Annotated in this window: 11 protein-coding genes, 1 pseudogene and 1 riboswitch; of the genes and pseudogenes, 10 read left to right on the top strand and 2 right to left on the bottom strand. The window is 71.4% G+C overall.

Annotated elements, in window-relative coordinates:
- Both SM757_RS20505 and SM757_RS35595 read right to left on the bottom strand, forming a co-directional pair.
- Positions 1-386 (bottom strand): annotated as a pseudogene (locus SM757_RS20505) (hypothetical protein); the annotation flags it as partial.
- Positions 387-749: 363 nt separating this feature from the next.
- A complete protein-coding gene (locus SM757_RS35595; RefSeq protein ID WP_407655786.1) occupies positions 750-977 on the bottom strand; it encodes a hypothetical protein in 228 nt (75 codons plus the stop codon).
- 18 nt (positions 978-995) lie between these two features.
- Between SM757_RS35595 and rpe the strand changes: the two genes are divergently transcribed.
- From rpe to trpE, 10 genes are all read left to right on the top strand, one after another.
- Positions 996-1,679, top strand: coding sequence for a ribulose-phosphate 3-epimerase (gene rpe / locus SM757_RS20500; protein ID WP_066334476.1), 684 nt, complete (start codon positions 996-998; stop codon positions 1,677-1,679).
- An 88-nt stretch (positions 1,680-1,767) separates the two neighbouring features.
- Positions 1,768-1,878: riboswitch (TPP riboswitch) on the top strand.
- 71 nt (positions 1,879-1,949) lie between these two features.
- A complete protein-coding gene (thiC, locus tag SM757_RS20495) occupies positions 1,950-3,818 on the top strand; it encodes a phosphomethylpyrimidine synthase ThiC (RefSeq protein WP_322466862.1) in 1,869 nt (622 codons plus the stop codon).
- 5 nt (positions 3,819-3,823) lie between these two features.
- Positions 3,824-4,888 carry an FAD-dependent oxidoreductase gene (locus SM757_RS20490; protein WP_322466861.1) on the top strand — a complete coding sequence of 355 codons (1,065 nt, stop codon included), beginning with the start codon at positions 3,824-3,826 and terminating at the stop codon, positions 4,886-4,888.
- Positions 4,885-5,106 carry a sulfur carrier protein ThiS gene (gene thiS, locus SM757_RS20485; protein WP_066334481.1) on the top strand — a complete coding sequence of 74 codons (222 nt, stop codon included), beginning with the start codon at positions 4,885-4,887 and terminating at the stop codon, positions 5,104-5,106. The genes SM757_RS20490 and thiS overlap by 4 nt, the downstream gene beginning before the upstream one ends.
- A gap of 49 nt (positions 5,107-5,155) precedes the next feature.
- Positions 5,156-5,986, top strand: a complete 831-nt coding sequence (locus SM757_RS20480) for a thiazole synthase (RefSeq protein WP_066334483.1) — start codon at positions 5,156-5,158, stop codon at positions 5,984-5,986.
- Positions 5,983-7,572 (top strand): bifunctional hydroxymethylpyrimidine kinase/phosphomethylpyrimidine kinase, encoded by a 1,590-nt coding sequence (locus SM757_RS20475; protein WP_322466860.1) that lies wholly within the window; start codon positions 5,983-5,985, stop codon positions 7,570-7,572. The genes SM757_RS20480 and SM757_RS20475 overlap by 4 nt, the downstream gene beginning before the upstream one ends.
- 118 nt (positions 7,573-7,690) lie before the next feature.
- Positions 7,691-8,113, top strand: a complete 423-nt coding sequence (locus SM757_RS20470; protein ID WP_084267328.1) for a DUF2382 domain-containing protein — start codon at positions 7,691-7,693, stop codon at positions 8,111-8,113.
- Between the two features lie 76 nt (positions 8,114-8,189).
- A complete protein-coding gene (locus SM757_RS20465) occupies positions 8,190-9,614 on the top strand; it encodes a YsnF/AvaK domain-containing protein (protein ID WP_322466859.1) in 1,425 nt (474 codons plus the stop codon).
- A 259-nt stretch (positions 9,615-9,873) separates the two neighbouring features.
- Positions 9,874-10,500 (top strand): phosphoglycolate phosphatase, encoded by a 627-nt coding sequence (gph, locus tag SM757_RS20460; RefSeq protein WP_322466864.1) that lies wholly within the window; start codon positions 9,874-9,876, stop codon positions 10,498-10,500.
- A 302-nt stretch (positions 10,501-10,802) separates the two neighbouring features.
- A complete protein-coding gene (gene trpE, locus SM757_RS20455) occupies positions 10,803-12,278 on the top strand; it encodes an anthranilate synthase component I (RefSeq protein ID WP_322466858.1) in 1,476 nt (491 codons plus the stop codon).
- The last annotated feature ends 9 nt before the right edge of the window (positions 12,279-12,287 follow it).

Here is a 12,287-nt window from a genome sequence, read left to right as displayed (position 1 = left end):
GGTTGCAGCACCTGCACGGGCTGCGGCGACTGGGTGGACCACACGGTCCAACTGCGCACGGAGGAGGGCACCAGCGGCGCCTGCTGGGCGGAGGACGGCGCAGCTTCGGCCGGCTGCGGCCGCGGCGACGGTTGGGCCCTGTGTGCCGGCTGCGCCGCCACCGGGAGGGCGACGCCGCGCACGGGCGGGGGCAGCGGGGTGCCGTCGCCCACGGCCAGGACCGGCAGGGCAGCCAGGGCCAGGGCCAGGGCGAGCGCCACGGCGCAGAGGGCGGCTTCTCGGCGGCGCGGCGCGGGTCCGGGTGGACGGCCCAAGCGGCGCGACGCGGGCAACACCCGCCGGCCGTTCGAGTTCAGGAGCATCCTCGACGGAGGAAGAGTCTTCATGCGCGCACCCCTTTGCGAACAGCGTCCCGGCGTCCGTGGCCTTGGCGCAGGAGCGGCGGGACGGCTCCCATTGCACCCACGGGCTCCCGGCCACTGCAAGCGCAGGACGGCCGTTCCGCCCTGCAAATCGGGTAGGAGGCAACCACCTGAATCAGTGGGTGTTGCCTGAAAGCTACGCTCTGAAGGGCCTATGCGGGTTTGTGCCGCTCGAATGAGGGGGCGTGATCCAGGGAATGCGGCGGCTTGCTTGCCCAGCGTTGGGGATTAAAGCGGGCGGGCACAGGCGGTGGCTCGCTCGCAGCGCTCCCCGAACCGTCAAGCCGGCATTCAAGAGCACTGAGGTGCGGCTTTGCGGCTGCCGATTCAGTCCGCAAGGCCGTTTTCCGCGGCGCTCAAAGCAGGCGGCCGACGGCGGGCTGCCGCTTCGCCGTTGGCGAATTTCATCTTGCCGCGGCCCTGGGCGCGGTCCTGCACCCATTCGCCTTCGTACACCTGGCCGTCGGCCCAGGCGAAGCGTCCCTGGCCATGGCGCTGGCCGTCATCCCAGCTGACGGCCAGAGGCCGCGCCCTAGAATTCCGCCCCCGTTTCACCCCGTCTGCGCCGCCGCCATGTCCACCACTTTCCGCATCGCTCCCTCCATCCTGTCCGCCGACTTCGCACGCTTGGGCGAGGAGGTGCGCAACGTGATCGCCGCGGGCGCCGACTGGATTCACTTCGACGTGATGGACAACCATTACGTGCCCAACCTGACGTTCGGCCCCATGGTGTGCCAGGCGCTGCGCCCGCACGCCGTCACGCCTGAAGGCCAGCGCGTGCCCATCGACGTGCACCTCATGGTCCAGCCCGTGGACGCCCTGGCGCAGGCCTTCGCCCGCTCCGGCGCCGACCTGGTGAGCTTCCACCCCGACGCCAGCGCCCACGTGGACCGCACGCTGCAGCTCATCAAGGCCGAGGGCTGCCAGGCCGGGCTGGTGTTCAACCCGGCCACGCCCATCGACGTGCTGGAGTGGGTCATCGACAAGGTGGACCTGGTGCTGGTGATGAGCGTGAACCCGGGCTTCGGCGGCCAGAGCTTCATCGACAGCGCGCTGCGCAAGGTGGAGAAGCTGCGCAAGGTGATCGACGCCAGCGGGCGCGACATCCGGCTGGAAGTGGACGGCGGCATCAAGGTGGACAACATCCGCCGCGTGGCCGATGCCGGTGCCGACACCTTCGTGGCCGGCAGCGCCATCTTCGGCCAGCCCTCCTACAAGGACGTGATCGACGCCATGCGCGCGCAGCTCGCCCGCTGACTGCGTGCGCGCGCAACGAGGAGGCGCAGCCGGGCCGCAGGCACTTGAAATTTCCGCTTGACGCGCCTCACGCGGCGCGGTGACACTGCGACCCGCTCCGGGGTGCAGGGCCTGTTGGCCTTGCTGAGATGGTGAATTCAGCCAAACCCGCGAACTTGAACCGGTTAGTACCGGCGGAAGAAGAGCCCTCCTCCTGTTGTCCGTCCTGCCCAAGGTGGCTGGCCGGGCCCCGGGACGACCTTCGGAGCACCCACTTGCGAAGGAGTCCCGATGAACGCACCCCACGACCTGCCCGGCCTGGCCCAGCGCCTGGGCCTCACGCGCGAGCCGCTGCCGGCCTCCCGCAAGGCCTACGTCACGGGCTCGCGGCCTGACCTGCGCGTGCCCCAGCGCGACATCCAGCTCACCAACGGCGAGCTGGTATCCGTCTACGACACCTCCGGCCCCTACACCGACCCCGAGGCCGACATCGACGTGCGCCGCGGCCTGCCCAGCGTGCGCGCGGGCTGGATCGCAGAGCGCGGCGACAGCGAGGTCTATGCCGGGCGCCAGCGCCAGGCCATGGACGACGGCGGCAAGGCCCGCGACGGCGAGCACATCGCCGCCATCCGCGAGCAGGCCGCCGGGCTGCAGCGCCAGCCGCGCCGCGCCAAGGCCGGCGCCAACGTCTCGCAGATGCACTACGCGCGCCGCGGCATCGTCACGCCGGAGATGGAGTACGTGGCCCTCCGCGAGAACGGCCGCCGCGAGTGGATGGCCGAGTACCTCACGGACGCCGAGCGCGAGCGCCGCCGCCGCGGCAACCCCATGGGCGCTCACATCCCGGACCTGATCACGCCGGAGTTCGTCCGCGACGAGGTGGCCCGCGGCCGCGCCATCATCCCGGCCAACATCAACCACCCCGAGGTGGAGCCGATGGCCATCGGCCGCAACTTCCGCGTGAAGATCAACGCCAACATCGGCAACTCGGCCGTGACCTCCAGCATCGAGGAGGAAGTGGACAAGCTGGTGTGGGCCATCCGCTGGGGCGCGGACAACGTGATGGACCTCTCCACCGGGCGGGACATCCACACCACGCGCGACTGGATCCTGCGCAACTCGCCCGTGCCCATCGGCACGGTGCCCATCTACCAGGCGCTGGAGAAGGTGGGCGGCATCGCCGAGGACCTGACCTGGGAGATCTTCCGCGACACGCTGATCGAGCAGGCCGAGCAGGGCGTGGACTACTTCACCATCCACGCCGGCGTGCGGCTGCCCTTCGTCCCCATGACGGTGAACCGGCGCACGGGCATCGTCTCGCGCGGCGGCTCCATCATGGCCAAGTGGTGCATCGCCCACCACCGCGAGAGCTTCCTGTACGAGCACTTCGAGGACATCTGCGAAATCATGAAGGCCTACGACGTGGCCTTCTCGCTGGGCGACGGCCTGCGCCCGGGCTGCGCCTCGGACGCCAACGACGAGGCCCAGTTCGCCGAGCTGCGCACCTTGGGCGAGCTCACGCAGATCGCCTGGAAGCACGACGTGCAGACCATGATCGAAGGCCCCGGCCATGTGCCCATGCACATGATCCAGGCCAACATGGACGAGCAGCTCAAGCACTGCCACGAGGCGCCGTTCTACACGCTGGGCCCGCTGACCATCGACATCGCCCCGGGCTACGACCACATCGCCTCGGCCATTGGCGCCGCGATGATCGGCTGGATGGGCACGGCCATGCTGTGCTACGTCACGCCCAAGGAGCACCTGGGCCTGCCGGACCGCGAGGATGTCAAGCAGGGGATCATCGCCTACAAGATCGCCGCGCATGCCGCGGACGTGGCCAAGGGCCATCCGGCCGCCCGCGCCCGCGACGACGCCATCTCCAAGGCCCGCTTCGAATTCCGCTGGACCGACCAGTTCAACCTCGGCCTGGACCCGGACACCGCGCGCGAATTCCACGACGAGACGCTGCCCAAGGACGCCTCCAAGGTGGCGCACTTCTGCAGCATGTGCGGGCCGAAGTTCTGCTCCATGAAGATCACGCAGGAAGTGCGCGACTACGCGGCGGCGCAGCAGCAGGCCGACGCGGGCATGGCGCAGAAGTCGGCGGAGTTCAAGGCCGCGGGCGGCGAGCTCTACATCCCCATCGCGAAGGGGTGACGGCCATGGCGGCTCTTTCCATCGGCATTGCCGGGGCGGGGCTGCTGGGCCGGCTGCTGGCGTGGCGGCTCTCGCGGGCCGGACACCGCGTGACGGTGTTCGACCCGGCCGAGGGCCCGGCGCCCAGCTTCGACGGCACGCAGGCCGCCGGCTTCACCGCCGCGGGCATGCTCAGCCCGCTGGCCGAGCTGGACAACGCCACGCCGGCCACGGCCGCCCAGGGCTGGCGCGCCATCGGCCTGTGGCAGGGTGTGGCGCAGGCGCTGGACGCGCCGTCCCTCGTGCGCCGCCGCGGCAGCCTGATGCTGGCGCACCGCAGCGACCTGGGCAGCGCGCAGCGCGTGCTCTCGCGGCTGGAGATCGCCCCGCCGGGCTTTCCCACGCCGAAGGCGCTGCCCTCCGGCAGCCTGGCCGAGCTGGAGCCGGCGCTGCAGGCCTCCCACGCCTGGCTGCTGCCGGACGAGGGCCAGGTGGACAGCGTCGCCATGCTGGAGCAGTTGCACCGGCAGGCGCGCGGCGCCGAGTGGCGCTGGCAGCGGCGCGCGGCGGACGTGTCCAGCGGCCGCATCGCGCTGGAGGGGGGCGAGGTCGAAACCTTCGACCTCGCCATCGACGTGCGCGGTGCCGGCGCGCGGCCGGCGCTGCCGGTGCGCGGCGTGCGTGGCGAGACGGTATGGCTGCGGCTGCCCGCGCACGGGCTCACGCGCCCGGTGCGGCTGCTGCATCCGCGCCACCGCGTCTACCTCGTCCCGCGCACGGCGGATTTGCTCATCCTGGGCGCCAGCGAAGTGGAGAGCGAGGACCGCTCGCCCGTCTCGCTCAAGAGCGCCGTGGAGCTGATGAGCGCCGCCCACAGCGTGATGCCCGCACTGGCCGAGGCGCGCATCGAGCGGCTGGACCGCAACCTGCGCCCGGCGCTGCCGGACAACGAGGCGCGCATCGAGGCCAGCGGTGGGCTGCTGCGCGTCAACGGCCTGTTCCGCCACGGCTGGCTGCTCGCGCCCGCGCTGGTGGAGGACGCGCTGGCGGCGGCTTGCCTGCCGGTGCCGGCGCTGGAGGCCGCGGCATGAGCAGCGAGGCCACCACCTCCCGCATCGAGATCCAGCTCGACGGCGCCCCGCACCACGTCGCCCCCTGCACGCTGGCCGAGTTGATCGCGCAACTCGGTCACGCGCCGGAGGGCGTGGGCACGGCGCTCAACGGCCGGTTCGTCCCGCGCACCCAGCGCGAACGGCCGCTGCAAAGCGGCGACGCGGTGCTGCTGTTCAAACCCATCGTCGGCGGCTGAGCCTTCCCGGCCGGCCGCCGTTTACTTTCCCTGCACGCCAGGAGTCGTCATGTTTTCCCACGACGCCACTTCCTCTCCGACCCCCGACGGCGACGCGCTGCGCATAGGCGACGCGGTGCTGCAAAGCCGCTTCTTCCTGGGCAGCGCGGGCTACCCCTCGCCGCAGGTGCTGCACGACGCGCTGCGCGCCTCGCGCACGCAGGTGGTGACGGTGGGCCTCAAGCGCACGCTGCACGCCGCGGGCGACAACGGCTTCATCCAACTGCTGCAGCAGGCCATGCGCGCCAACGGCGCGCGGCTGCTGCCCAACACCGCCGGCTGCCGCAGCGCGCGCGAGGCGGTGCAGCTCTCTCACATGGCGCGCGAGGTCTACGGCACGCCCTGGGTCAAGCTGGAAGTCACGGGTGACGACCACACGCTGCAGCCCGACCCCTTCGAGCTGCTCTCGGCCGCCACCGAGCTGGTGAAGGAAGGCTTCACGGTCTTCCCCTACTGCACGGACGACCTCGTGCTCTGCCGCCGGCTGTTGGACGCCGGCTGCGCGGTGCTCATGCCCTGGGGAGCGCCCATAGGCTCGGGGCAGGGCCTGCTGAACCCCTTTGCGCTGCGCACGCTGCGCGAGCGGCTGCCGGACGCCGTCTTGATCGTCGATGCCGGCATAGGCGCGCCCTCGCACGCCGCGCAGGCCCTGGAGCTGGGTTTCGACGCCGTGCTGCTGAACTCCGCCGTGGCCCAGGCGCGCGACCCCGTGCGTATGGCCGGCGCCTTCCGCGACGCGGTGCAGGCCGGGCGCGACGCCTGGCGGGCCGGCGTGATGGCCAAGCAGGACTTCGCCGTGCCCAGCACCCCCGTGGGCAGCGAGCCGGTGCTGCTGGGATGAGCGCGGACGCATCCCCGGCGCGTCCCGTCGTCTGGAGCATCGCCGGCAGCGACAGCGGCGGCGGCGCGGGTTTAACCGCCGACCAGCGCATGGCCGACGCGTTCGGCCTGCACCTCTGCCCGGTGGTGGCCTGTGTCACGGCGCAAAGCTCGGTGGCGGTCACAAGGGTGGAGCCGCTGCCGGCCGAGCTGATCGAGGCCCAGTTGCTGGCGCTGGAAGGCGACATGCCGCCGGCCGCCATCAAGACCGGGCTGCTGGGCGGCGCGGCCCAGGTGGAGGTGGTGGCGCGCTGGGTGGACCGGCTGCGCGCGCGCGGCCCCGTCGCGCTGGTGGTGGACCCGGTGCTGCGCTCCAGCACGGGCGCGGGCTTCGCCGACGCGGCCACGCTGCGCGCCTACCGCGAGCTGCTGCTGCCGCGCGCCACGGCCCTCACGCCCAACCGGCGCGAGGCCGTCGCGCTGCTGGGCGACGGCGACGACCAGGCCGCCGCCGCGGCGCCCGCGCTTGGGCGCGCGCTGCGGGACGGTTTCAACGTGCGCAGCGTCTGCATCACCGGCGGCGACAGCCTGCAGGACGGCGCGCTGGCCCTGGACTGGCTTGCCACGCCCAACGCCCAGGGCTGGCTGGCGCTGCCCCGGTTGAGCACTCGCCACACCCACGGCACGGGCTGCAGCTTCGCCACGGCGCTGGCCTGTGCGCTGGCGCTGGGTTTCGTGGAGGCCGACGCCGCGGTGCTGGCCAAGATGGCCACCACGCAGGCGCTGCGCCACGGCGCGGCGGCCGGGCAGGGCGCCGGGCCGGTGCGGGCGCAACCTGGTTTCGGCCTGGACCGCTCGCTGCTGCCGCGCTTGAGCTGGGGCGAGGCGGCGGAGTTTGGCGCCTTGGCGGCGGCCGCTGACGCGCCGCGGCGCCTGGACCTCTACGGCATCGTGGACAGCGCCGCGCTGGCGCGCCGCACGCTGGACGCGGGCGTGCGCACGCTGCAGTTGCGCATCAAGACCCCGGCCGCGCCGGACGCGGCCTGGCAGGCGTGGCTGGCCGACGAGATGCGCGACACCATCGCCGCCTGCCGGGAGGCGGGGGCGGAGCTCTTCGTCAACGACCACTGGCAGCTCGCGCGCGAGCTGGGCGCCGAGGGCGTGCACCTGGGCCAGGAAGATTTATCAGCGCTGGGCGACGAGGGCCGGCGCGCGCTGCGGGCCAGCGGGTTGCGCCTGGGCATCAGCACGCACAGCCTGTGGGAGCTGTGCCGGGCCGCGACGCTGTCGCCCCGCTACCTGGCCTGCGGCCCGGTGTGGCCCACGCTGACCAAGGCCATGCCCTGGCGCCCGCAGGGTCTGGACAACCTGGCCTGGTGGTGTGCCATGGCGCCCGCGCCCGTGGTGGCCATCGGCGGGATGCTGGAAGCCGCGCAGTTCGAAGTGGCCGCGCGCTGCGGGGCCGACGGCCTGTGCGCCGTGCGCGTGCTGGGCGCCGAGCCCGCGCGCGCGGTGCCGGGGCTGGAAGGGGCGATCAGGCAGGGCCGGGAGGCCGCGCCGCTGTCGCCGCCCGCGTTGCCGCACGCAAGCCTCGCGCGCGAGGGCTGAAGCGAAGCGGCGGCCGGGTGGGCCTCACCCGGCCGCTACCCGGACGTCTCCAAGCCCGCCCAGGACCACCCCTGGGCACAGGGCTTGCCGGATATGGGCTCCCAAAGCTGGTGTTGCGATGAGCCCTTCAAATCCCTCTTCTCCCGATCCCGAGCTGCCGGTGACCTTGCCGGTGGTGCGGGAAGAGCTGCACGTCGGAACGCGGACCGAGGAGGTCGGCGCGCTGCGCGTGCGCGTGCTCACGGAAGAGCACGGTGAGCTGCTGGAGCAGCCGCTGGTGCAGGAGAGCGTGGTCGTGGAACGCGTGCCCATGGGCGTGCCGGTCGCGCAGCCGCGCGAGCCGTGGCACGAGGGCGAGGTTCTGGTGGTGCCGGTCTACGAAGAAGTGATCGAGCGCCGCCTGGTCCTCAAGGAGGAAATCCGCCTGCACCGCCAGCGCACGAGCACGCCGCACACCCAGGAGGTGTTGTTGCGGCGACAGCGTGCGGTGGTGGAGCGCCGCCAGGCCGACGGCTCTTGGGCCGAGGTCGACCACGGCTGACCCAGGCTCAGCGCAACCCCTGCTGCAACCGTCCGCGGGCCCGGCCCGCTTTGAGAGAGATAAAAGGAGTCCGAAAATGAGACAGACCGTCGTTGGCGTATTCGATTCGGATGCCGAGGCCCAGCGCGCAGCGCAAGCCCTGGCCAACACCGGCATCGACCCGGCCTGCGTGCACGTCACGCACGGCACCGACAGCGCCGTGGCCGACAGCTCGCTCAGCAGCACGCCGGCCACCACGCACCACGAAACCGGCGTGATGGGCCGGGTGCGCAATTTCTTCGCCGACCTGTTCGGCCCCGATGACGAGCGCGAGGTGGGCCACTACGCCGAAGCCATGCGCCGCGGCGCCGCCGTGGTGAAGGTGGACGTGGAGGACGACATGCGCCTGGACGAGGTGCGCGACGCGCTGCAGAGCGCGGGCGCGGTGGACATCGACGAGCGCGTCGAGTCCTGGCGCACCGAGGGCTGGAGCGACGACAGCCTCTCCACGCCCAGCACGGCAGCCTCCTCGCTCAACACCACGCTGGACGACGACCTGCGCACCCGCGGGACGACCGCCACCGGCACCACCAGCCTGCGCGCCGCGGGCGACACCGAGGACGTGATCCCCGTGGTGCGCGAGGACCTGCAGGTCGGCAAGCGCGCGGTGAGCACGGGCGGCGTGCGCGTGTACGCCCGCACGGTGGAAACGCCGGTCAACGAGACGGTGCAACTGCGCGAGGAGCATGCGCAGGTGGAACGCCGCCCGGTGGACCGCCCGGCCACGGCCGCGGACTTGGCTGACCTGAAGGACCGCACCATCGAAGTGGTGGAAACCGCCGAGCAGGCCGTGGTGCAGAAGACCGCGCGCGTGGTGGAAGAGGTGCGTGTGGGCAAGACGGTGGAGCAGCGCACGGAGCAGGTGCGCGACACGCTGCGCAGCACGGAAGTGGAGGTCGAGCACATCCCGGGCAGCACGGCCACGAGCGCCTTCGACAGCGACTACTACCGCAACGACTGGCAGAGCAACTACGCCGCGGCCGGCGGTACCTACGACGACTACGAGCCCGCCTACCGCTACGGCCACTCGCTGCGCAGCGACCCGCGCTACGCCGACCGCAACTGGGACGACATCGAGACCACCGCGCGCAGCGACTGGGACACGCGTTATCCCGGCGGCACCTGGGACCGCATGAAGTCCGCCGTGCGCCGCGGCTGGGAGCGCACCAAGGACGCGGTGACGCCGGACAGCACGGCGCCGCGCCAGCTCTCCGCTTTCGATGACGGCTACTACCGCCGCGACTGGCAGACCAACTACAGCAGCCTGGGCGGCCGCTACGAGGACTACGAGCCCGCCTACCGCTACGGCTACGGCCTGCGCGACGACCCGCGCTACGCGGGCCGCGACTGGAGCGCCATCGAGCCCGACATCCGCCGCGACTACGAGACGCGCTATCCCGGCGGGACGTGGGAACGCATGAAGGCCGCGGTGCGCCGCGGTTGGGACCGCGTGACGTCGTAAGCGCGCCGCGTCTCAAGGAAGGCGCCGGGTTGCCCAGTGGGGCGCCCGGGCCTTTTCCAGGCTTTCGATGCCTGCAGCCCGGCCTTCGCGCCGGGCTTTTCGTTGGTCCTCGGGTTGGAACAACAGGCCGCAGCCCAAGGCCTTTGCGGCCAAGCGGCAAGCAGCGAACGGCTACATTGCGCCCCGTTTGCAGCAGCCCTGGACTCTTGCCGTGACCTCTTTGCGTTTGGACGCCGCCATCATCGACCTCGACGGGACCATGGTGGACACGCTGGGCGACTTCGTCGTCGCCCTGAACCTCATGCTGGCCGACCTGGCCCTGCCCGCGGTGGAGCGCGGCTTCGTCGAGCAGACGATTGGCAAGGGCTCGGAACACCTCATCCGCCGCACCCTGGCCCACGCGGGCGGCGCGCCGGAGCGCTTCCATGACGCCTTCGAGCGCTACCAGCACCACTACCTGGCCATCAACGGCCGCCATGCCGAGGTTTATCCCGGGGTGGTGGAGGGTTTGCGGCAATTGCAGGCAGCGGGCTTGAAGCTGGCCTGCCTGACCAACAAGCCCGGCGCCTTCGCCCGCCCGCTGCTGGCGGCCAAGGGGCTGGACGGGTTCTTCTCGCTGGTCTTCGGCGGCGACGCCTTCGCGGCCAAGAAGCCGGACCCGCTGCCGCTGCTCAAGACCTGCGAAGCCCTGGGCACGCAGCCGGCGCGCACGCTCATGGTGGGCGACTCCAGCAACGACGCCGAGGCCGCCCACGCCGCGGGCTGCGTGCTGGCGCTGGTGAGCTACGGCTACAACCACGGCCAGCCGGTGCGCGCGGTGCGCGCCCACGCGCACGTGGACCGGCTGGACGCGCTGGACCTCTCCGCGCTCCTCCTGAAACCCTGATCCGGCGGGGGCTTCAACCCCGCCCAACCCCGCCAGTCAGGCTTGCGCTGCGCGCGCCTGCTAGACTGGAGCAATCATGTTTTTGGCGCGCAAATTCACGAAGGGGTCGTTCGACCGGGGAGCCTGGCCCTGGCGACGCTGGTCCGTCTCTTCCTGACTTTGCCGCCGGGTGCGTCGTGATGACGCGCCCATGGCGCCTGCCCCAGCCGGCCGCCTTCGCCTAGACACCGCAGGCGGCCCTGAACCACCGACCTTACGGGCCGCCCGCCGCGGGCGCCCGCCGGGCCTGGAGGGCCCGCACCGTGATCACTGAACTCGAATTCAAGAGCCTCGCCGCCGAAGGTTTCAACCGCATTCCGCTCATCGCGGAAGCTTTTGCTGATCTCGAAACGCCGCTGTCGCTGTACCTGAAACTTGCCGGAGGCCGTCCGCACAGCTTCCTGCTGGAATCGGTCGTCGGCGGCGAGCGCTTCGGCCGCTACTCCTTCATCGGCCTGCCCGCCCGCACGCTGCTGCGCGCCACGGGGCAGAAGACCGAAATCGTCACCGACGGCCAGGTCGTCGAGACGCATGAAGGCAACCCGCTGGACTTCATCGCCGCCTACCAGCAGCGCTTCAAGCCGGCGCTGCGCCCGGGCCTGCCGCGCTTTTGCGGCGGGCTGGCGGGCTACTTCGGCTACGACGCCGTGCGCTTCATGGAGTCCAAGCTCGCGCGCACGGTGAAGGAGGGCGGCATCGGCACGCCCGACATCCTGCTGCTGCAGACCGAAGAGATCGCCGTGATCGACAACCTGTCGGGGCGGCTGTACCTCATCGTGTGGGCCGACCCGTCGCAGCCGGAAGCGTTCTTCCGCGCCAAGAAGCGGCTGACCGAGCTGGCGGACCAACTGCGCTACAGCGTCAGCGCCCCCTCGGTGAAGCGCGGGCAGTCGCACGCGGTGGAGCGCGAGTTCGCCAAGGCCGACTTCGAGGCCGCCGTGCTGCGCTGCAAGGAGTACATCGCCGCGGGCGACTGCATGCAGGTCGTCCTGGGCCAGCGCCTGAAGAAGCGCTATACGGAAAGCCCGCTGTCGCTGTACCGCGCGCTGCGCTCGCTCAACCCGTCGCCCTACATGTACTTCTACGACTTGGGCGACTTCCAGATCGTGGGCTCGTCGCCTGAAATCCTGGTGCGCCACGAGCACGTGGCCGAGGGCGAGAAGGTGACGATCCGCCCGCTGGCCGGCACCCGGCCGCGCGGCGCCACGCCGGAGAAGGACGCCGCCAACGAGAAGGAGCTGCTGGCCGACCCCAAGGAGCGCGCCGAGCACCTCATGCTCATCGACCTGGCGCGCAACGACATCGGCCGCATCGCCAAGACCGGCAGCGTCAAGGTGACGGAAGCCTTTGCCGTGGAGCGCTACTCGCACGTGATGCACATCGTCTCCAACGTGGAAGGGCTGCTGAAGCCGGGCACCAACAACCTGGACGTGCTGCGCGCCACCTTCCCGGCGGGCACGCTCTCGGGCGCGCCCAAGATCCGCGCCATGGAAATCATCGACGAGCTGGAGCCCGTGCAGCGTGGCATCTACGGCGGCGCCTGCGGCTACCTGAGCTTCGCGGGCGACATGGACGTGGCCATCGCCATCCGCACCGGCATCGTCAAGGACCAGGTGCTGTACGTGCAGGCCGCCGCCGGCGTGGTGGCCGACTCGGTGCCTGAGCTGGAATGGAAGGAAACCGAGGTCAAGGCGCGGGCCGTGCTGCGCGCCGCCGAGCTCGTTGAAGAAGGCTTCTGAGGGAGACCG

The sequence above is a fragment of the Azohydromonas lata genome (genome assembly GCF_034427735.1).
In the GTDB taxonomy this organism is placed as follows: Bacteria; Pseudomonadota; Gammaproteobacteria; order Burkholderiales; family Burkholderiaceae_C; genus Azohydromonas; species Azohydromonas lata.
This window is presented reverse-complemented; position numbering and strand designations above follow the sequence as displayed.